This window comes from Bradyrhizobium sp. LeoA1Lang (assembly GCF_055413685.1).
This window is the reverse complement of record NZ_JBVAPG010000136.1, coordinates 1-21,502: the sequence shown is the minus strand read 5'-3', so window position 1 is coordinate 21,502 and position 21,502 is coordinate 1. Positions and strand designations below refer to the sequence as shown.

Sequence of the window (21,502 nt, the reverse complement as noted above, 5' to 3'; positions counted from 1 at the left end):
TCAAGCTGGCCGCGCTCCGCCAGAATGCCTGCGTGGAGGACGTCGATTTGCGCACGCCGCGGGGGATCGACCGGGCCGTCTTCGCCAAGCTCGTCAGCGGCGACTGGATCGATCGCCACGAGAATTTGCTCATAACCGGAGCGACCGGATTGGGCAAAAGTTGGTTAGCCTGTGCCCTCGGCCACAAGGCCTGCCGCGACAATCGCTCGGTTCTCTATCATCGCGTCCCAAGATTGTTCGAAGCGTTGGCGCTCGCGCGGGGCGATGGACGTTATGCCCGCTTGCTCAAAACCCTTGGCCGCGCCCAGCTTCTGATTTTGGACGATTGGGGATTGTCGGTGCTCACCGCTGCCGAGCGGCGCGATCTACTCGAAGTCCTCGAGGACCGCCATGGCCGCGCCTCCACCATCGTAACCAGCCAACTCCCTGTGGACACATGGCACGAAGTTATCGCAACCTACGCCGACGCCGTCCTCGATCGCCTCGTCCATAACGCTCACCGCCTCCAGCTGGCCGGCGAAAGCATGCGAAAACGCAACGCCAAAACCATCACCCTTGACGAGCAGCCAGAACGCTGACTCTATCACCGCCTCGGCCGGAGCGGGCTGCTCACGATCGTCTGAATTCGGCGCTCATGATCGCGCGAAATCGCTGCTCACCATCAGTGAAATATGCAAGCGACGTGCGTCGCCCTCATGCTCGAAGCCGATCACCAGATCGTCGGCGTAACGCACGACGATCATGTCGCCCCGGGCTTCCTGCCGTCTCCAGCGCTCGGCCCAGAGATCGAAGCAGTAGTGCAGGTAGATATTGGCAAGGAGCGGTGAGATCACCGAGCCTTGACCCGTTCCCCTGTCATCGACTGTTACGACTCCGTCTTCAAGTATACCCGCCTTGAGCCACTTCTGGACAAGGCGGACGATGCGCTCGTCGCCGATCCTGTGTTTCACGAAGCGAACCAGCCAATCTTGACTGACCGCGCCGAAGAAGTTTTGGATGTCGGCGTCCAGAATCCAGTTCACTTTGCGCAGTTTAATCGCCGTCGAAAGTGCGTCCAACGCATCATGCGGTCCTCGTCTGGGCCGGAACCCGTAGGAGAATCCGACGAAGTCGCCCTCGTAGATTGCGTTGAGCACCAGCACGGTTGCGCCCTGGACGATCTTGTCTTCCAAGGCGGCGATCGCCAGCGGTCGCTGCTTTCCATCCGCCTTCGGGATGTACGTCCGGCGAGACGGTTGCGGCCGATAGGCTCCCCGATGGACTCGTCCGTGCAGATCCTCAAGCCTGAGTTCGAGGTCCGACTCGTAATCCTGCCACGTCATGCCATCCACGCCTGGGGCGGCTTTGCGCTTGAGCGCGTAGAACGCCGTCCGGAGCATATCGACGTTGATGTGGTGGAGAAGCGCGGTGAACTGCTCCTTCTTCCTTTGCCTTGCGGCTTTCCGTACGCGGTCCAGCGCCTGGGTCACGCGAGCCCGGCTCTGTGTCCGGTGCGTGGTTTGCTGGTCCGCGTTCCCCTTGGTCCCCGGCCTTGGCTCCACCAACTCCGCAGCCGGTCGCCCGGCTTTGTTCGTCAGCTTCGTCGCTACTATGCCGGAGTCAGACTTCTCTGGATCGTGCATCAGCGGCTACGGCTCCTCACCTTCCCGCCACGGACCATCAGACCAAACAGGCCTATGGCCGATCCAAAGACCTCCCGGTTCCCGCACAAAGAGCGTCCGTACATGCCAGGGTCTCAGACCACGCCGGGTCCGGCAGGCGCTCGCAGTAACGCACCTGTCGATTTTGCCTTCCGTGGAGTAAACAACGTCGGCACCCAGGTTGATAACGGTTTCGCGGCTCAATGGCTGGCCTATACGCTCCCCTACCGACGCTTCGCCGACGCCCTCGCGAGCGCCTGCGCACGGATCGGGGGCGACGTGGATTTGCTAACCCTTCATCGCAGTGGACTTTCACCACATACTCCTTGCCGGTCTCCCGGCGCACTCACTCACGTTACGGCCCGCTGGATTGCTCGGCCGCCTAAAGCGACCTTTGTCACGAGGCTTCGATCCGTCCGATTGCTCGTCCAAACCGCTCGTCAGCTACCAGATCAATCGACAACTCTCTGGGTGGATCCTTCCTCCACTGGTAATACGCGCCGTCGGGGCGCACCATAAGGCTTCACATAGGCCGGTGGCATCATGCGGACCGAATGCCCCAGCGCCGCGATTTCGCGCGCCCAATGATGTGCACTCGCACAAGCCTCCATGCCGACCAGGCAAGAGGGGAGCGCTCGAAAGAACGGCAGCACCTGCGATCGTCGCAACATGCGGCGAACCAATACTCTCCCGTCGCTGCCGATCCCGTGCACTTGGAAGATCGACTTGGCCAAATCCAAACCTACTGTGATAATCTTCTCCATTGGAACGGTCCTTCCTTTGTGGCGCCTCTCGAAGCGACCACGTTAGGCACTTTTGATGCCGGTTCGAAGGGCCGTTCCACACCATCACTTTTGATGCAGTTTGAGGGATATCTGGCGCTTTGATTGGAGGAGAATCGACGCCATGCAGCAGGCACTCCACCGCTCCAGTTTGGTGCCGCGTGGGTTTGTTGTAGAGAGTGCTTACTACGAGGGTGATAAGGTGATTGTTGTGGTCCGGGCTGCCGGATGCATCGGCCTGTGTCCGTCGTGCGGAACGGTTTCCCGACGTGTCCATAGCCGCTATCGACGCCGCGTGACCGATTTGCCGCTCTCAGGTCGGATCGTCCAGCTCCTGGTCACCGCTCGTCGCTTCCGCTGCGATGCGGTTCTGTGCGGGCGCCAGATCTTCACTGAGCGTTTCGCCGGAGGCGTACTGGCACCATCGGCGCGTCGCACGGCGAGGCTGGACTCCATCGTACATCACCTCGGCTTGGCGCTTGGTGGTCGGCCGGCGGCAAGCTTTGCAAAACGGCTGACGTTGCCGGTGAGCAAAGACACGCTCCTGCGCGTGGTCCGACGCCGCAGCCGTCCATCGGCTGACCCGCTCAAGGTCATCGGCATTGACGATTGGGCATGGCGGCGCAATCACCGGTACGCCAGCATCGTCTGCAACTTGGAACGGCGCCGGGTAGTCACTCTGCTGCCGGATCGTGAGCCCGCGACCGCCCAAGCGTGGCTCGCTGCTCATCCCACGATTGCGATCATCGCCCGTGACCGAGGCGGCGGATATGGCGAAGCCGCGGCCAAGGCCCTGCCGCAAGCAGTCCAGGTCGCCGACCGCTGGCATCTGATGGAGAACGCCAGTCGAGCCTTCCTTGATGCCGTCCGCAAATCGATGCGACAGATACGCACCGTCATCGGTGCAACGACGATCGATCCCGCACTTCTCACAGCCGCCGAGCGCCTCCAGTACGAGGGCTATCTACGCCGCGAAGAGACCAATGCGACTATCCTGGCTCTGTCGAAAAACGGCGTCCCCATCAAGCAGACCGTGCGCCAAACCGGCAACAGCAGAAAGCTGGTCCGACAAGTGATCCGCGGCGAGCGCACTGATGTCTTCCGGACCCGGCAAAGTTCGTTGGATCTGCATTTGCCGTGGCTCGACGACCAGTGGGCGTCCGGTTGTCGCAACGGGGCCGAACTTTGGCGCCGTTTGAAGGCACGTGGCTTCAGAGGTTCGCTCCGCGTCATCAGCGAGTGGGCGACCCGCAGACGACGAGCGGAAAGGGCCGACACACAAAACCTTCAGAGGATTCCATCAGCCAGAACGATCGCGCGCCTGATGACAGTCGGCCGGGACTTGCTTACGAAAGCGGAGACCGTCACGATCGCGGCGATTGAAGCTGGCGTGCCAAACTTAGTCGAGGCACGCGAGATCATCGCCGAATTCCACCTGATGATCCGGCGCAAGACCGAGGCGGGCTTCATCCCGTGGATCGAGCGAGCCCGAGCTAGTCTCGTCGCCTCGTTTGCCGGCGGCGTCGCCAGGGATGAAGCGGCGGTCCGAGCAGCAATCACTTTGCCCTGGTCTAACGGCCAGACCGAAGGTCAGATCACGCGTCTCAAGCTCGTGAGGCGTCAAATGTATGGCCGCGGAAAGATTGATCTGCTTCAGGCCCGATTAATCGGCGCAGAATGAAGGGGCTGCACCAAAATTGCGTCAGAGCCCCCTTTGGACGCCGATCGGGGGCGCATTGCCTCACTAAAAATGTTACCGGACAACTTCCCTGTCGAGTCTGGGGCGGAGCTGCCGAATCAGTTCGGTGGCGGCTATGGCAGGGAAGATCAGCATGCGCGCAAAGCGCGAGATCACATTAGCGCTGGCCGAGCGTTATCGGTCGAGCGGGCGGCTCGAGAAGGGACGGATCCTAGACGAGTTGTGCGCCGTTACGGGCTGGCATCGCAAGCATGCGGTACGTGCACTTCGGCTACGCGAGACAGTTGGGCCGGGCAAGGTCGAGGCACCGCAAGAGCGCAAGCGTAGATATGGCGCGACGGTCAAGGATGCGATAAAGGCGCTGTGGGAGGCGTCGGATCGGGTGTGCGGCAAGCGGCTCAAGGTGATGATCCCGACCTTGCTGCCTGCTCTCGATCAACATGGCCGATTGCAGCTTGGCCAGTCGGACCGTGATCGTGTTCTGGCCATCAGCGCCGCCACCATCGATCGCCTGCTCGTCGATGTGAAGATCGCAGCGAGCGGCGGCAGGCGGCGCCGTGCCGGATTCTATTCGGCAGTCCGGCGCGAGGTCCCGATCCGCACGTTCAATGACTGGAACAGCCCAGTGCCCGGCTTCTGCGAGGTCGACATGGTCGCCCATGGCGGCACGTCGGTGGCTGGCTCGTTCATCCAAACCCTGACGATGGTCGATGTCGCCACCGGCTGGACGGAGTGCCTGCCGTTGCTGACGCGGGAAGGTTCGCTGGTCGTCGAGGCGATCAACCGCGCACAGAGCCTGTTCCCCTGGCTGTTGCGCGGGGTGGACTTCGACAACGACAGCGCCTTCATGAACGATGTCGTCGTGCCATGGTGTCGCGAACAGAAGCTCGAAGTCACACGCTCGCGCGCCTATAAGAAGAACGATCAGGCGTTCGTCGAGCAGAAGAATGGTGCCGTCGTCCGCCGCCTCATGGGCTATGGCCGCTTCGATGGCGTCGAGACGGCGCATATGATGGGCCGCCTCTATGCGGCGGCACGGCTCTACGTCAACTTCTTCCAGCCGTCGTTCAAACTCAAGGAGAAGCGTCGCGAAGGGGCTAAAGTGATCAAGCGCTATCATCTCCCATCGACGCCCTATGAGCGTGCATTGGCGCATCCCAAGGTGACTGCAGCCGTGAAGAAACGGCTACGCGATCAGTACCGCTCGCTCGATCCGGTCGTGCTGTTGGCGGAGATTCGCGCAACCCAAGAGGAACTAGGCAATCGCGTCGATCGTCGTGCCGGACAGGCGCGCGGCCTGCAACCCGCTCACACTAGCACCCTGCCAACGAATGCGGCGACGTTCGCGAAGACGCTCGGCAAGACAGTGACGGTCGGCGAGCCGCGTGCCACGCACCGGCGAACTCGTCGGCCCTATAAGACCAGAGTTCGCATGCCGTCCAAGCTCGACCCGCATATTGCTGCGATCGAAGCCTGGCTCGCAGAGCAGCCGCAGCTAACGGCGCTCGCAATTGTCGGCCGGCTGAGCGACAAATACCCCGAGGAGTTCGGAAAGAGACAGCATTCGATTGTGCAACGTCTGCTGAGGGCGCTCAGACGGAGGGCTGCCGAACGGTTGGTCGCCCAAGGCCCGCTCGGCGACGCCACGACCGCTGCCCCATTGCCCGGGGTTGTGGACGGCTCGGGCTATGTAGGGCCCGACCCGCCCACAGCCCCTCTCGTCGAGCAAGCCGGCAAAGCCATCTGGCGCGGCCGATCAATCGACATCGGATCGTCATCTGCAATGGCGCCATCAGGGTAACATTCGCAGATGCGGCAATACGGGGGGTCCCAGTCCAACGCCGATTGACACCGAAGCGCTTCGCAAGCCCGATGATCCCAAGGCAGGAACGGTAGCCCTGCTCGGGGTGTGGCCGGTCCTCTATGATTTTCTCGACCAGTAGCGACAGCATCGGCCCGATCCGCGCCGCTTCCTCCCGGATCTTTACAGGCGTCCATTCGCGATAGCGCCGGTGGCTCGACGGCATGTGTTCCGGGATCGTCGTGTGCCGCCCATTGCCGCTACCGCGCATGTGCACGGCAATGCGCTCGCCGCCGAGGAAGATTTCGATGGTGCGGGCAGTGACGCGGGCCTCGACCTCGCGCCGGGCAAAACGCCAGGGCACGGAGTAATGGTGGTGATCAATCGCGATGTGGTAATCAAGGCCGACCCGGCAACGCTTCCACTCAGCATGGACCCACGGCTCTGCCGGCAGTCGCTTGAGGTTTGGCGCATCGATTTCCTCGAACAACTGACGGCGCGTCTTGCCGAACTGCCGAAGCACCCGCCTGTCGTTGAGATCGGCGATGCACTCGGCGACCGCTGCATTCACCTCGGCCAGGCTGTAGAAGATCCGGTTGCGCAAGCGGCCCAGAACCCATCGTTCGACGATGCCGACGCAGGCCTCCACTTTCGCCTTGTCAAAAGTTGTCGACTGCAGGTCATGCGGGTACGACCCGGCAGGAGGTGCGGATCACGCATCCCTTTCATCCGCTTTGCGGCCGCAAGTTCGAACTGATCTGCCGGCGCCGTCATTGGGGCGAAGACCGGGTGGTCTATGAGGGCCAGAACGGTCGACTTTGCACGATCGCGAGCGCGCCTGGACCGATATCGAGCCGCCCGATGAGTTCCGGCTGATCGCTGCGGGTAGAGCAGCCTTTTGCGTGGTTGACCTGTTGGCGCTTTGTGACGCGCTGGACCGGCTCGCCGAGAGCATGGGCGCCAGCGATGTGTAAATATAAATATGCCGCGCATGTAAAGATAATAATGCCATGCTGTCGACGTGGCGCCACGTGCTACTACTTAGATAACAGCATAGTATCATCATATTGCGTCGACATCTCCATTGACACTCAACATATAGGGGCCCATTTATATTTACGTCAGGTTGAGGCCGAGCATGACCAGGGCGCAGAAGCGGGATCCGAAGAGCGAAGCGCTGGCGCAAGACGGCATCCTCAATCCAAATCCGGAAGCCGTCCGCGACACCTCGTTCGTCAGCATCCCGTTCTTCGATGCCAAGGACCTGGTACAGGTGCGTTACGAGATGGTGCGACGCCACCAGGTCGACGGCGTTGCGATCAGCGAGGCCGCCGAGACATTCGGCGTCACGCGGCCGACCTTCTACAAGGCGCAGAGCGCCCTGCAGACCGCCGGGCTTGCCGGCCTGTTGCCGAGCAGGCGCGGCCCCAAAGGCGGCCACAAGGTCTCCGCCGAGGTCGTTGCGTTCGTCGACGCTCTCAAAGTTGCAAGACCCGAACTGACGACCTCGCACTTCCTCGACGCGATCGAAGCGCGGTTCGGCGTCAAGGTGCACCGGCGCAGCCTGGAGCGCGCGCTGGCGCGCAAAAAAAACCACTCAACCCAGCCTGATCGTCGCGCCTGCGGACGCAGCAGACAGCTACGAGAAGCTACGCGCCGCCGCATTGCGTGCCGAGTTTACGGCTTGCCCAGGTCTCGCCATTCTTCGTCGACGGGGATTGGCAGCGTGGATCCGAGCACGCGGACAGGAGGTCGATGCCGTGGCGGCCTGCCACGACCATCGGCTCGCGCCCTCGGCCCCGAACGATCCGTCGCCCGCAACAAGCGACGTCACACGCCTCATCGCCGGCATCCTCGTCGCCATCGCAATGGAGCCCCTCCATGCCTGAGCTTAAAGTCACCGCCGACCATCTCAAGCGCGACGCCTACCTCTATGTCCGCCAATCGACCCTTCGCCAGGTTGCCGAGCACGGCGAGAGTACCCAGCGCCAATATGGGTTGCGGGATCGAGCAGTTGTGGCCGGCTGGCCTGTCGAACGCGTTCACGTCATCGATCGCGATCTCGGCAAGTCCGGATCAAGTACGACAGCACGCGACGGCTTCCAGCAACTGGTGAGCGAGGTGGCGCTTGGCAAGGCCGGTATTGTCATGGGGCTGGAGGTCTCGCGCCTTGCGCGCAACTCGGCTGATTGGCACCGGCTCATCGAGTTGTGTGCATTGACGGCGACGCTCATCCTTGACGAAGACGGTATCTACGATCAGTCATGTTGATACCTTCATTTGTTTGCTCTCGGGTCGAAAACGAGATGATCTCGAGCTCCTGTCTTAAGCTCGCGCAGCGCAGCAATGCTGGCTTCTGTATCAGGAAAAAGGAATCGCTTGTCCCAGGGATCGCGCTGGACGTTGATGATGCCACTGCGGATACGTTGCTTGATCCAAGAGCTCGAAACTCCCAAACGCTTTGCCATTGCGGTTACCGGCAGCCAGCCCGCAATGTGACGGGCACGCGTTGCGACGGCGTTCTGTAGTACGCGATGGCGCTGCCGGACGATCTGAACGGTTCGTACTGGAACATAATTTCGGCGCGGTGAGCGGTGCCCCTCCTGGGTCAGGGTATTGGCGATCTCGGCATCATCGAAACCCTGGTGGGCCAACTCAAGGATACGTGCTTGCATCTCAGCCCCTCGAGTTAGAGCATGCAGTGCATGGACCCTCGGCTCGACTTCCAATTCGGAAATCTCGCCACCGCGCCAGACGATCCGAACCGCGATTCGATCGCGCGTGATGCGGTGGAGAACAACCTTGTCAATCAGTGTTCGTAATAACTGCTTCTTATCTGCCCGGCTCACATCAGGCCGCTGCCAGAGCTCAGGCAAGTGTGGACCAAGCGCAAGAAACTCATTCTGCTCCTCTGGGGTCAACATGGCTGATTTGCTCTTCGTGGCTCGACGGGTGGTCAGCGCCTCTTCAGCCTGCCGGAGTTCGCGCAGCGCTCTTTCCCATCGCCGCTCCAGCTCAGCGGCGATAAGGCGATTGTCAGGATCGACCCGATTATACTGTCGTTCGGCCAGGAGTGCCTGGTAGCGCAGTCGCTCAACCTGCTGCTCTTCGGCGCGATCAAGCGCTTCGTCGGTCTGCAGCCGCGCATTGAGCGCACGCTTCCAGGCCTCCACCTCAGCGGGAGCGATCGCTGCAAAGAATGCAGCCACCACCTGTGCGTCGATTGGATCGGCGGGAAGATGCTGGCATAGCGTCTTGCCTTGGTGGTTCAACAGGGAATTGCAGACGTAGCGAGGCCCGCCCTTGTATTGTATCGACATCTTGTGGCCGCACCGGCCGCACCAGGTGATGCCCTGCAAGATAGCGGCCCCCTCTCGGGGCACGCCACGCGTTTGATTGCGTTGGTATTCGGCATGGTTATCGTGCAACATGGCCTGGATCCGCTCAAAGCCATCCCAATCGATGTATGCAGGATAGCGGCCCTTTACTACTACCTTCCACTCTGCCATTGGGCAGCGGGCCGTCTTCAGTTTACCACTTGCATAGGTCGTGCGGCAGGACTTGGTACGGCCATAGACGAAAGCGCCAGCATAGGCCGGATTCCTCAAAATTCCGGAAATCATGCTGGCTGACGGTGTCCGCCACGCAATGTCGCCGAACCGGTCCCGCCGCGGTATGGAGAGCGCACGATCTCGGAATGACCGGATTACCTTGCCTACGGATCCTCCCTCCAGAAATGTCGTGAAAACCAGTGATATCCGCTGCTGCACCTCCCTGCTCGGATCCTTCGAAACCACGCCATTGGTGTCATGTTCCAAACCCGCCGGTAACAGTAACGTCAACTCGCCGCGCTCGGCCTTGGCGCGCAGCCCCGCTGTCAGACGGCCGCGCAGTGTGTGCAACTCCACTTCGGAGATTGTGCCCTTTAAGCCGAGTAACAGGCGCCCATTGGTTGAGCCAGGATCGTAGACGCCGTCGCGATCCGCAATGAGGCATTGCCGGTAGCCGCACAGATCGAGTAGCGGGTACCAATCAGAGCAGTTGCGCGCGAGACGCGTCACCTCGTAGGAGAGAATGATCCCGATTTCACCCAACGTGACGTGGGCGATAACGTCCTTGAAGCCCTCGCGATGCGCCGCTGTCGATCCACTCAACCCAAGGTCGGCGTCAACGACATCAATATTGGTATCATCCCAGCCGAGATCGTTGGCTCGCTGTCGCAGTGCATACTGCAGCCGCAGGCTTTCCTGGTTGGTCATCACCTGGTGAGGCGTGGACTGCCGAATGTAAATTACGGCCCTGCGACACAGGTGGCTCCCCGTCACGAGATCCGACCTCATGGCTCTCCTCCCAGCGAACCACGCGAGCTTGCCAATTTTGATTCGGAACCGTGCCCTAAAGAATCATTTGTCTGCTGATTCGCCAAGCTCCTCAGCACCACGTCTCTTGAAAGCCGGAGCAAGTCTCGAATGCTTTCGAGCGAAAGCTTGCTTGACGGGACAGGCAGCCGCTCGCCATGGAGGTCGGTTGCTGCAGCTCGAATTCTCAGCAAAATGCCGTCGCGATAATGAACGAGAACGCAGCCGCCGGGTCGGAGCGAGCTTCCGGCTGATACCAAATCAAAGCGCCGTCCGTATAGTGGATGGGTTGGATCGGTTACGGTAATCTGCTCCAACTGATCAGATGGCTCCCGAACAGGGGCACCATGCTGTGTGGTCGTACGATCCAGCCAGCTTCAACGATCGCCTCTTGCTCGGACTCAAAGGTACGATGAGCGAGGCCGAGCTGCACATCCTCAAAGCACGCATGCGTGGCGGTCAGCTCAACAAGGCCCGCCGCGGCGAGCTCGAGATGTGCCCTCCGGTCGGTTTGGTTTACGGGAACGATCGGACCATCAGCCTCGATCCCGACCTCCAGGTGCAGAACGCAATCCGCCTCGTGTTCGATACCTTCGAGCAGACCGGAAGTGCCGTCCAGACAGTCCGCTTCTTCCGGCAGCAAGGTTTGCTGTTCCCGCGTCGACTCCGGACGGGCCGAACAAGGGTGATCTCCTGTGGGCGGCGCCGCACCATGCGCGCATTCTGCAGGTGCTCCACAATCCGCGCTACGCTGGCGCATTTGCGTATGGCCGAACGCGCATACGGCATCGGCCTGATGGTGGCACCAGTGTCGTCAAGGTTGCCAGGGCCGATTGGCAGTTCGTCATGCCCGGGATGCACCAGGGCTACATCAACTGGGAGCGCTTCGAGGCCAACCAGCGGCGTCTCGCCGACAACGCACGTGCCTTCGGTGGCGAGCGGCGGTCGGGACCGGCGCGCGAGGGACCGGCGCTCCTCCAAGGTCGCGTGGTCTGTGGCCTGTGTGGCGAACGCATGGGTGTGCGCTACAGCCAGGAGCACGGCCGCACCGTCCCAACGTATCTGTGCCACGCGAACGCGGTACGTCGCGCGGGATGGACCTGCCAAACTGTTCCCGGGAAGATCGTCGATGCGGCGATCGCAGACCTGATGATCGAGCTGATGACGCCGATGACGCTGGCCGTCACCCTTGAGGTGCAGCGCGAGCTTCAGGCGCGCGCCGCAGAGACCGATGCAGCGCGTCGCCAGCATGTCGAGCGGATGCGCTATGAAGCCGAGCTTGCGCGTCGACGCTACATGAAGGTCGATCCCGACAACCGACTCGTCGCCGACTCACTTGAGGCGGAATGGAACGACAAGCTGCGCCGTCATGCCGATGCCGCCGAAGACTACGAGCGCCGGAGCAAACAGCAAGCTGCGGCACTCAGCGCACAAGCCCACCGACGCATCCTTGACCTCGCCGAGCAGCTCCCGCGGATCTGGCAAGATTCGCGCGTTGACTCCCGCGAGCGCAAGCGCATCGTGCGTCTGCTCATCGACGACGTAACCTTGATCAAGTTGCAAACGATCACGGCCCATGTGTGCCTGTCGGGCGGCGCCACGCGTACCTTGGTGCTCGACCGGCCGCTACCGATCGCCCAGATCCGCAAGTTCAAACCTGAACTCGTCGCCGAGGTTGATCGTCTTCTTGACCATCATTGCGATCGCGAGATCGCAGAGATCCTCAATAATCATGGCTGGTGTACATGGGAGGCAAAGGCATTCAATCTGAAGAAGGTTGCCTTCATTCGCGGCGCCTACAAACTCGCGAGCCGATATGTGCGGCTGCGGCGACGTGGTATGCTCACGACGCGCGAGATCGCAGCCAAGTTCTGCGTCTCCGAGACAGCCGTACACACGTGGGGTCGCCAGGGGCTCATCACAAAATGCTATACCGACAGCCTGAACCGTGGCCTGTGGGAGATCCCGCCTGGCATGACGATCCGCAAAGGCTGCGGTGGGCGCGGCGCCCGCCCGGCGCAGCTCACCGCCATCACCGCGCCATCAAAGGAATGAGGTGCAGTATGAAACGCTCGCCTTGTCCCGCGGCTTCCTCGGCCGCGCCGGGAGCACCGCCGAGCCGTAATGGCGTGCCATATCGACGTAGCTACGGTTGATCATCGGATCGAAGTGGCATGCCTTGATCACCGCGACCTTGGCATTGTCCGGCACCAACAGCTGGGCCACACCGCCGAAGTAGGCGAAGGCCGCATTGTGCCCTTCGATCCAATCGGCAAATTGCTCGGTCCATGTCGCGCAGGCGAACGACAGGCTAGATCCGCCAAGCACCGCTACGAAGAGGTGGGCATCGCGTATCTCCCCAGTCCGGCGGTCGACAACGACCGGCACAGTGTCGCCGGCGTAATCGACGAACATCTTCTCGCCGCCGGCATGGCTCTGCCGCATCGTCAGCGGCAGGCGGCCCTCCCAGCGACGGAACAGATCGCACCAACGGCTATACCGGTACCCATCAGGGTACGCCGCGATGTATTCATCCCACAGCACCTGCAGCGTGACATGCTTGCGTTTCAGCTCGCGCGCCACCACCGACCAATCCGGCTCCGGCTGTTTGCGACGGCCGGGCTTCACCCCGGGCACGCCATACAGGCGCGCTTCCAGCTCGGCGTCGTTCATTTCGCCAGGAACAGGCCAGCTCAGCCCGGAGCGGGCAAACCGCTTCAATGTGTCCCGGACCGTCGTCGGACCGACCTGGACGCGCTCTCCAACCATCCGCGTCGATAGCCCCGCATCCAGGCTCAGACGCAAAATCTCGCGCACATGGCGCATCGTAACCCTCCTCGTCGGCATGCATTTCTCCGGTCGTTAGCCGACAGGAAAAATGCCCCAACAATCAGGGTCCCCTCACTCCAAACTGCGCGCGATCGTCTCGGAATCCTGCGCGGACAATTCTCGGAATGCGCGCCTTCATTTCGGAAACCCGCGCGCCATCAAGTCGGAACAGTGCGCGCGATCACCTCGGAATCCGCATGCGCGAGTCAAAACGGACAAGGTCGATGCTGGGACCCTGGCAAAGTTGCATGCTGCTGGCTTCTTGCCGGAGGTCTGGGTTGCTGACGAGGACACCTACAGCCGCCGGCGCCAGATGGCCGAGCGCGCTGGCGTCTTGGCGCAGATCATCCGGATTAAAGGACGAATGAAGGCTATCCTGCATGCCAACCTCATCCCGCCCTACAAAGGCTATCTCTTCGGCAAGTGCGGACAGCATTGGCTGGACAGTCTGCCTCTTCCATCGGAGGAGCGTGCGATGCTCCAGCGTCTTATCACGGAACTCGAACGCGTGACGAAGCAACTGTCGGAAATCGACAAAGTCGTGGCCCAACAGGCTCTGGACGATCCACGGGCTCTCAAGCTGATGACGATCCCCGGCGTGAGTTCGGTCGTCGCTTCGAGTGTACTGGCCTCCATCGGCGACATCGCACGGTTCCAGTCACCGGATAAGCTCAGCAGCTACTTCGGTTTGACGCCTCGAGTTCGGCAATCGGGAGAGCATCCGGCAAGGCATGGTCGTATCTCGAAACAGGGCAATCGTGACGCCCGCAAGATGCTGGCTGAAGCGGCCTGGTCGGCCAAGACGGCGCCGGGGCCGCTGCGGGCCTTCTTCAATCGCATGCAGAAGAAGCATGGGCCTGGAGTCGCGGCCGTCGCCACGGCACGTAAGCTCGCAGTGATGATCTGGCACGTCCTGACGACCGGGAAAGATTATGCTTACGCACGACCGGCGTTCACAGCGATGAAACTCCGGAAGGTGGCACTCAAGGCTGGAGCGCCTCGTGCCTATGGCAAGGCTGGCCCGGGTCGGGACTACTGGATCAAGGAAGTGCGTGAGCGGGAAGCTGGCTATGTCGCACGCGTCGAGCAGGCGTACGAGCGGATGGTGGCGGCCTGGAAGGAGAAGCCAAAAAAAGTGGCCTTGAACTGACGATAGGGCTTCTCAACACCATCCGTAGTCGTTCGTGAAGAACTGGCGCGGTGCCCGGCTCAAGCGATGTTTCGAGCCGGGACGGTCTCGAAGAGGGCTCGGATGATAACACGCAAGAGCTCTGCGAGCCATCGCAGCAGCAGGCCGAAGTTATAGCCGGCAGCGGCGAGAACAGCGTTGATGCGGTCGCCGAGGCGTCCCTTGAGATAATTTCGGTCCATGCGGTGCTCGGCCTTGACGTGGCCGATGACGGGCTCGACAGCCGCGCGACGCTTCATCTCGCGACGGATGGAAGCTGTGACGCGGCGGACCTGACCCGAACCGATGCGGGTGGTTGTGACCGCGATATCCTTTGTCGACGTGGATACGGCGAGCCTCCACGCCAGTGAGCTTCTCCATGTCGGCGATTACGGGACCGAGCGTGTGCCCATCGAAGGGATTGCCATGCAAGGCCTTGGCATGAAGCACGAACTGGCCGCCCTTCGGAGACGTCACGGGGGTGACGATGCTGACCTTGCAGCCGAACTCGTAGGGCGCGCGGGCTTTACCCTTGCCGATGCACTCAACCTCCGGAGCATGTAACGCATAGACCTTCGGACCGCGCTGATGCTGATCCTGGCTGCGCACCTGCTGCGCTAAACCGAGCAACGGGCCGAAGCGAGCTTCCAGCACCGTATCGCCATCAATCTTGCGGCGGATGTCGCGGACGAGCCGGCCAAGCCGTGTCCGCAGGAACTTGAGCTGTCGCCGGGCGCGTTTGAACTGGTGGGTGTGGGTATAGCGGCCGGTCATGATGGCGGCGCGCTTGGCCAGGCGCAGATAGCTCTGGCGCAGCGGCACACGGTTGCGCTTGGCGAGCCCGACCAGCTTGATGATTGCTCGATGCAGCAGCCTCGCGTCGGTCGGATGTGCAACCGCCTTGGGCTGCACTGTGGTATCGACGACCACCCGTTCCAGGTCCTTGGGACCGATAGCGCCGGTCTTGTGCGCCACTGAAAGACTTTCCTGGATCAACGCGACGAGCTGTTCCTCGCCGAGCCGCTGCCGCCATCGTGTCATCGACGATCGATCGAACGGCAGACGGTGGCAGAAGCTCAATTCGCCGCAGAAGTATTGTCGAGTAGGCCGAGGGAGTTTCACCCGTTCACGCCGTGTTGCAACGCCAGCCCCGCCAGCGACACGCCAGGCTGCAGACAGGCCTCGACCAGCCGCTGTTTGCTGGCTGGGTCATAGCGACGCCGGCCATTCCGCAACACGCCGAGCGTCTCAAGCTTAAAAGATTCTTCTGGAGTGATCATCGATGGTGTCCACCTTGTTCATGGTGGACACCTCATCCCATCCGGGCACTCAATTGCACAGGTGCGTAGAAAAAAGCGCTTACGCTTTTGCCAGTGAACGAAGAGTTTCGGATTTTGCCGCGCCATCTGGTTGAGCGTCCGCAACGACCGTCCTCGGTGGCCCCTCAGTTGCTTGTACTTGCACCGAAGCCATGCGCCGAGATGCTCGTCGAAGCACTCATAGAGCTTGCGCAACTCCGTCGGGTAGAATCGCCCGTAGTATTGATCCCAGCCCGGAAGGACGGGATTGAGGCTACGCGCGATGTCTTCAAGCGGAAGCGGCGAGTGCCGAGGCAAACGCCAATCTCGAATGCGAGCCCTCATCCCCTTGAGAGATTTCGGACTCACCCCCGGAAGGAAGCAGGTGAAGATCCCGCCCCACCGGTTCTTCGCCATACGGGGTCGGAAGCTAAAGCCTAGGAAGTCAAATTGGATCTGCGGATAGGACCGCCGCCGATTGCTGTCAGCGCAATAGACCACTTTGGTCTTTTCCGGATGCAGCAGCAGATGACAGTCTACGAACCGACGTTCCAGCGCCGATTTCAGCTCCTCCGCTTCCTGCCGAGTGCGGCAGTGGCAGATAGCGTCATCGGCGTAGCGCTCGAATGGGACGTGCGGATAGGATTGCCTCATCCACTTGTCGAACACATAGTGCAGGAACAGATTCGCCAGCATCGGACTGACCACACCTCCTTGGGGAGTGCCCGTCGTCCGCGCCTGAACCGACCCATCAGGCATCTCGACCGGGGCCTTGAGCCACCGCTCAATGTAGAGCCGGATCCAGTCAGCTTTCGTGTGTCGATGCACCGCGCGCATCAGGAGCTGATGATCGATCGTGTCGAAAAAGCTCTTAATGTCGAGGTCAACGACCCAGTCTCGCTGCCAGCACCCCTTGCGCGCCTGCTCCACTGCCTGATGGGCTGATTTTCCGGGCCTGTAGCCGTACGAGTCTGGATCAAAAGCTCCGTCCAGCTCCGGCTCCAGGTGCCGTTTGACCACCATTTGGGCGATACGGTCCGCGACCGTCGGTATGCCGAGAGGGCGGACTCCACCGCCGGTCTTGGGGATCTCGACCCGCCGCACCGGTGGCGGGAAGTAACTCCCTGACGCCATCCGATTCCACAGCCGATAGAGGTTGTTCTCAAGATCATCGGCAAAGTCCTCGAGACTCTGGCCATCGACGCCCGCCGCCTTTCCCTTCTTCTTCACAAGCTTGTAAGCCTCCCACACCATACGCTTGGTGATGGGCAATGGTTTGCCGGAATTCACCGTGCTCCTCCCGGTATTCCCGGTTGGCGCAGCGACGCCGGCCAGACAACGCAACCCCTTCGCTCCACGGCCATTACAGCCGCTTCGTCACTACTGCGGGTTGCTCCGCCCCTGACGGATCGTGTCAGGTTCCCACGTTCCATGTCGAAGCCTGTGACGAGATCATGCCGCCTATGCACCGGCTGCCGCGTGGGCCATAAACAGGCTCCGCCCACACTCCTCCGGACGTCATTACCCCACGTCCGTTTTGACAGCGTCTTGAACCCATTTCGATGTGTCGTCAGCGGTTCGCTTGCGCTCATCTTCTCGTCACTCATCTGACGGTTTCAACCACCGCCTTTTGCCTCATCGCTCACCACCGCGCCTTTTGAACGCAGCAGCATGAGGTGATTTGAAGCCTGCTCCTGCAAGCCGGCTCCGGGAGGCCATACTCCCATCTTCAACACAGCACCGCTGACGTCTCCGACAGCGTTCGTGGCACACGGTAATAGGGGTTCTCGATCCAGCGAGCGCACAGCACCTCATCCGATAGGTTGTGCATGTGCTTCAAAATGAACAGGCCGGCGACTAGCCGCGTCGGCAAGCCCGGCTGTCCCGCCCCTGCTTGGCACACCGAACTGAAGCGCTCATTCAGGATGTTCCAGTCGATCAGCGCTGCCAACCGCACCAGCGGATGACCCATGTCGATGATCTGATCGAGCGCCGGAAGCAACAGGTCTTTCTGGCGATCATCCCGCGGCTTGCTCATCGCATTCCCCAATGTCGACGACGCCGTCAGGGAATCACGAATCGCCCAAAAGCAAAATCCTAAAACGCAAGAAAGCGAGGTCCAACACCCCGCTTTCCTGCAAAATCGAATACTACATCAAGATCAATTCTGCTTATTTCTCAGGTCAATCCGCATTCTTCACGGACGACTTGCTAGCCTGAGGTTTTTCGGTGCGCGCTGGTCGCCGTGGATCCAGTTTGGGACGAATGAACCGGTACCCGAGCCGGCGCGTATGTCGAGCCGAAGATCGATGTGGCGAAATTTTCCAATGATCCCGGGTTTTCCGGCGGCGGCAGGCTCGGCTGGTTGACGCTTGGGGCGGGCGAGTTGGCATCCCGTGTTGAGGGCCCGGGTCGACCTGCCGCATCGTCGGCTCGCCGAATCCTCCGAGGGTTGCTCAAGCGGCGCTGGAGTCGCTCCCGATCGGCGACGAGATTGTTGAGGTCGACCACGGCTGGCCACTGCCCTTGCGCCAATCGTCCGACCAGCTCCCGCGTGCCGTCCACCACGTAGACACCGCAATCATAGCCGTTGCGCTGCTGCGCCATCTCAGGCGACACAAGATAAGCGCCCAGATTTCGTGCGATGGTTGCTGCAGCCTCGCGGTGGTATCCTTCCAGGGAGTCGTAATGATAGGCAACCGGATTTGACCGATCGCGGCGATCAACGAACAGCAGTGACCAATGGCTGCCGCGGCGAGCAGGATCGGTAGCGGAGGCATCGCTCACTGGCAGGAACAGGAAGTCGGCCGTGTCGTTGCTGGTCCGTCTATCATTGACGATGCGCTGGAATGCGACCTCCATGTTCCACCCCAGGCGCAGACTATAATTGACGATGAGAGGATCCGCAAGGCGCGTACGGTCGGCGAGATTTGGCGCGTTCTGCCGTAGCTCCTCCTCGAGGAGCTCGTAGTCCCTATGGATGTGGTCGTCGCCCAGCCAATCGTCGGTGTCAAGCTGCAGCCCGCCGGGGGCGTAGGACGAGGTCGACGCAACCGGATCCAAAGCCCCGTCTTGAGCACCGAACGCCATTGGCGGATGAATCGGCGCATGATGCGCACCATCCTGCAGCGCGTGAGGCATGTATGGCAAATCAAAGAAGGACTCGAGACCGGCATAGGTGTCGGACGATTGAGCCGGCGCCACTTCCGCATACGGAGTGAACGGCAAATCGACCAGAGAACCAAGGCCGGCGTACGGGTCTGACGACTGAGCTGGCCCTGCTTCCGCCTTGGATTGCGCTGGCGACGGGACGGTGTGCCCTTCGGCGTGCCGAGAGCCACCGGCCCCGGACGCGCCCTCCGCCATTCTGCGGCGGTAATCACCCATCATCCTCAACCCAGTGAGGAGGTTGTGGTTAGCGGTGCCTGGGAACAATTCCTGAACGTGCTGCATCAGTGACGCCTCACCTAAATTGGCGATCTGCAGTCCCTTATCGTTGAGCGCCTCAGAAAGCCTACGCAGACTCGTAGAATAGATACTGACATTGCTCGGCAACCGCCCATCTCGAACGGCAGCCTCAGCCGCCCGATCGATGAGAACTTCATCTTCTTTCGGTACGTTGTATTTCCTTGAGCGGCTGGCCACTTCACCGGACCCACGATTGGCGGTGCCAGAAGCACCGGAGACATGTGATATCTCGGCAGCGGGCAGAGCGGCTTCTCTGTTGCTGCACAGGAAAGCGTAGAGTTCCTGCACGCAGATGCGGGCGTTCTTCTTGTCTTTTTGAATGGGCGTGACGAGGGGCAACCTGATATCGGCCTTTTGGTAGAACGGACTGCGCTCTTCGTACAGCTGGTCAACCTTCTGCTCGATGTCGACGCCTTGCAGCAGCGGCCGGCTGGTGTCCCTCCTGAGGCGCCTGCGGAGCTCTTTCAGCTCGGTGTCGAGCCAGATCGACCTCGCCTTATTAAGGATCAGGGCTTGATTGGACTCCTTGCTAAAGCAACCGCCGCCGGTTGCGATGACGATGGGCCCTCTCTCCAGCTGCTTGGCGAGCTCTTTGGTCTCCAGGTCCCTGAAGTGCGCCTCGCCGCGGCCAGGATCGGCGAATATCTCCATTATATTGCCGTGCTCGGCGACGATACGCTGATCGATGTCGACAAACGCCACCCCCAACTCCTTGGCAAGCTGGGGGCCGATGGTCGACTTGCCGCTCGCCGGCATGCCGACAAGCACGACCGGCCGCGTACCGAGGGCCGCGAGAATCTCGCCGGCTTGCGGCGAGCGAGCGACCGCAATCTGTTGTCTTGCGACGCTGCGCAGCTTGGAGGTCCCTGCCGCCCTCGATCTGCTTTCTCCTGACGAGCAAAAGTGCAATATGTCCCAAGCACCATGGGGAACGGGGACCGGCTCGCATTCGCTCTGCGCGAGCTCGGCCCGGTAACTGGCCGGCGTATGGAACGCGACTTCGAAGCGATAGTTCTGCGCGGTTCTGAACGCCGTGTGGACGCCGCGTAACCGCGGCGTATCCATCCTGAACCAGTTGGTGGTCTCGACCTCGCTGCAGTCCCGCTCCTCGAAGGCCAGTGCCGCCTTCCTGAAGGCGCGCGTAAAAGCCTCGTCCGGGATCTCGAAGACATGGCGCACGGCATTGGTGACCAGTTGGGCCTCCGGCGCCGCGCTCACGCTCTGGCCGGTCAACTCGTCGGCTATCCAGACCTGCCCGCGCGACCGTTGGTCAAGATGCGGCACCTTCACCTCGATGCCGTCCTGCTGCAAAAGCTTGGCAACCGCACGCACAGTTTCGGCAATCGCGCTTTGCGCTTCGGCGGGGACGGCTTCGAGCCTGGCGCGCTCCAGGGCCTGTTCGCCGCTCAGCGTTATCCTGCTGGCGGGGTCGTCGTCGGCCGAAATTGCTGAGGCGCTGGGCAGGATGCGCTTTTCGTCGGCGAGTCTGATCGAGGCCTCCATGACCGAGGCCGCCAGCGTGGGGTTGTCCTTCAGATCCGCCAGGGTGCCATCGACGTCGAACCGGCCCTGGTGGAGCATTGCCGCCTGCGCCTTGACATAGGGCGCCGGCTTGAAGCCCGGCCTCTGCTCCAAGAGCCGCTGCAATTCGGGGGCTTTTTGCATGAACGTCCGCGCACCGGTATCGGACTTGTAGGCGTCCGTGCCGACCTTGATGCCGACGCTCAACAGATTGATGGCGCTTTCATGCAGATCGTCCGGGTTGTAGCCATCGGGCCGCGGATCGATGCGCGGCTGGTAGTGGTTGAGCAGGAAGTCGATGCGCTTCCTGGCGTCAGCGCTTGCCGGATAGGATTCGCTGAGCTTCGGGAAGAGCGCGCCGGCGTCGGCGCTGACGGCAGGCTTCGCGCCGGGTGAGGCCACGGATCGCGCTAACTGTTGCTTGTCGTCCGACTGCTCATGAGCCGGCTCGCTATTGAGCTGCAGTTTCCAGTCCTGGAGCTCGGCCACTAGCAAGGCGGCCAGTTCGCAGGCCACCGGATGCCTGGCGGCCTTGCTGTCTTCCCCCGCCCTGGCGATGAGCTCATGGAGGGTCTGGCTGTCCGGCCGATCGTCCTGCAACAGTGCGCGGATGTCGGCCTTGAGCTCATGATGAATGCCCTCGTAGGTGCCGAAGATGGCGCGCTCGGCAAACCAGCGTTGCGCCTCCAGCGGCTGCGCCAGCATGTTGCGCTGCAGGCAGCTGTAGGTCTCCAGCACCAGCCCGGTGGCCGACAGGATCTGCTTGGACCGGCTGAACTGGTAGCCGTCTTTCTCAATGGCCGGCGTGTGAGACTTCGGCGGCTTCATCGAGGCGATGCCGCGCGCCTGCAGCTGCGCGTCGAACTGGCGCACATGCTCGTAGAGGCGAGGCCGGTCGCCGATGATGACGACCATGTCGCCGTCAAAATCGCCGTCGA

General features: G+C 61.5%; 12 protein-coding genes and 8 pseudogenes. 9 read left to right on the top strand and 11 right to left on the bottom strand.

Going from position 1 to position 21,502, the window contains the following annotated elements; genetic code table 11:
- Positions 1-578: IS21-like element helper ATPase IstB (istB, locus tag ACZYOF_RS32855; RefSeq protein ID WP_463718384.1), on the top strand; the 578-nt coding region annotated here is incomplete at its 5' end.
- Between the two features lie 54 nt (positions 579-632).
- On the opposite strand, the gene ACZYOF_RS32850 is transcribed toward istB, so the two are convergent.
- A complete protein-coding gene (locus ACZYOF_RS32850; protein WP_463718383.1) occupies positions 633-1,469 on the bottom strand; it encodes a reverse transcriptase domain-containing protein in 837 nt (278 codons plus the stop codon).
- Positions 1,470-2,155: 686 nt separating this feature from the next.
- Positions 2,156-2,404 (bottom strand): annotated as a pseudogene (locus tag ACZYOF_RS32845) (IS110 family transposase); the annotation flags it as partial.
- Between the two features lie 142 nt (positions 2,405-2,546).
- Between ACZYOF_RS32845 and ACZYOF_RS32840 the strand changes: the two are divergent.
- Positions 2,547-4,103: an ISL3 family transposase gene (locus ACZYOF_RS32840; protein WP_463718382.1), complete on the top strand. Its 1,557-nt coding sequence runs from the start codon at positions 2,547-2,549 to the stop codon at positions 4,101-4,103.
- A gap of 151 nt (positions 4,104-4,254) precedes the next feature.
- Positions 4,255-5,922 carry an integrase catalytic domain-containing protein gene (locus ACZYOF_RS32835; protein WP_463718381.1) on the top strand — a complete coding sequence of 556 codons (1,668 nt, stop codon included), beginning with the start codon at positions 4,255-4,257 and terminating at the stop codon, positions 5,920-5,922.
- A gap of 52 nt (positions 5,923-5,974) precedes the next feature.
- On the opposite strand, the pseudogene ACZYOF_RS32830 reads toward ACZYOF_RS32835, so the two are convergent.
- Positions 5,975-6,583, bottom strand: a pseudogene (locus tag ACZYOF_RS32830) (Mu transposase domain-containing protein); the annotation flags it as partial.
- A 44-nt stretch (positions 6,584-6,627) separates the two neighbouring features.
- On the opposite strand from ACZYOF_RS32830, the gene ACZYOF_RS32825 reads away from it, so the two are divergent.
- The 4 genes and pseudogenes from ACZYOF_RS32825 to ACZYOF_RS32810 form a co-directional block, all read left to right on the top strand.
- Positions 6,628-6,798: a DUF5372 family protein gene (locus ACZYOF_RS32825; protein ID WP_463718380.1), complete on the top strand. Its 171-nt coding sequence runs from the start codon at positions 6,628-6,630 to the stop codon at positions 6,796-6,798.
- Positions 6,741-6,896 (top strand): DUF5372 family protein, encoded by a 156-nt coding sequence (locus tag ACZYOF_RS32820; protein ID WP_463718379.1) that lies wholly within the window; start codon positions 6,741-6,743, stop codon positions 6,894-6,896. The genes ACZYOF_RS32825 and ACZYOF_RS32820 overlap by 58 nt, the downstream gene beginning before the upstream one ends.
- A 164-nt stretch (positions 6,897-7,060) precedes the next feature.
- Positions 7,061-7,369, top strand: a pseudogene (locus ACZYOF_RS32815) (helix-turn-helix domain-containing protein); the annotation flags it as partial.
- Positions 7,370-7,803: 434 nt separating this feature from the next.
- Positions 7,804-8,181: pseudogene (locus tag ACZYOF_RS32810) on the top strand (recombinase family protein); the annotation flags it as partial.
- A gap of 17 nt (positions 8,182-8,198) precedes the next feature.
- On the opposite strand, the gene ACZYOF_RS32805 reads toward ACZYOF_RS32810, so the two are convergent.
- On the bottom strand, positions 8,199-10,262 hold the full coding sequence (locus ACZYOF_RS32805; protein ID WP_463718378.1) for a recombinase family protein: 2,064 nt from the start codon (positions 10,260-10,262) through the stop codon (positions 8,199-8,201).
- A 316-nt stretch (positions 10,263-10,578) separates the two neighbouring features.
- Positions 10,579-10,923 carry a hypothetical protein gene (locus tag ACZYOF_RS32800; RefSeq protein ID WP_463718377.1) on the bottom strand — a complete coding sequence of 115 codons (345 nt, stop codon included), beginning with the start codon at positions 10,921-10,923 and terminating at the stop codon, positions 10,579-10,581.
- 86 nt (positions 10,924-11,009) lie between these two features.
- On the opposite strand from ACZYOF_RS32800, the gene ACZYOF_RS32795 reads away from it, so the two are divergent.
- Positions 11,010-12,335 carry a recombinase family protein gene (locus ACZYOF_RS32795; RefSeq protein ID WP_463718376.1) on the top strand — a complete coding sequence of 442 codons (1,326 nt, stop codon included), beginning with the start codon at positions 11,010-11,012 and terminating at the stop codon, positions 12,333-12,335.
- Positions 12,336-12,347: 12 nt separating this feature from the next.
- Here ACZYOF_RS32795 and istA read toward each other — a convergent pair.
- Positions 12,348-13,106, bottom strand: a pseudogene (gene istA / locus ACZYOF_RS32790) (IS21 family transposase); the annotation flags it as partial.
- A 52-nt stretch (positions 13,107-13,158) separates the two neighbouring features.
- Between istA and ACZYOF_RS32785 the strand changes: the two are divergent.
- On the top strand, positions 13,159-14,259 hold the full coding sequence (locus ACZYOF_RS32785; RefSeq protein WP_463718375.1) for an IS110 family RNA-guided transposase: 1,101 nt from the start codon (positions 13,159-13,161) through the stop codon (positions 14,257-14,259).
- A gap of 59 nt (positions 14,260-14,318) precedes the next feature.
- On the opposite strand, the pseudogene ACZYOF_RS32780 reads toward ACZYOF_RS32785, so the two are convergent.
- The 5 genes and pseudogenes from ACZYOF_RS32780 to ACZYOF_RS32760 all read right to left on the bottom strand — a co-directional run.
- Positions 14,319-15,384, bottom strand: a pseudogene (locus ACZYOF_RS32780) (IS5 family transposase); the annotation flags it as partial.
- Positions 15,385-15,401: 17 nt separating this feature from the next.
- A pseudogene (locus tag ACZYOF_RS32775) lies at positions 15,402-15,557 on the bottom strand (transposase); the annotation flags it as partial.
- 18 nt (positions 15,558-15,575) lie between these two features.
- Complete coding sequence (ltrA, locus tag ACZYOF_RS32770) at positions 15,576-16,865, bottom strand: group II intron reverse transcriptase/maturase (protein WP_463718374.1); 1,290 nt, start codon at positions 16,863-16,865, stop codon at positions 15,576-15,578.
- Positions 16,866-17,346: 481 nt separating this feature from the next.
- Positions 17,347-17,613 (bottom strand): annotated as a pseudogene (locus ACZYOF_RS32765) (transposase); the annotation flags it as partial.
- Positions 17,614-17,786: 173 nt separating this feature from the next.
- Entirely contained in the window at positions 17,787-21,479 is a 3,693-nt protein-coding gene (locus ACZYOF_RS32760) for a shikimate kinase (protein ID WP_463718373.1), read from the bottom strand.
- Positions 21,480-21,502: the final 23 nt, after the last annotated feature.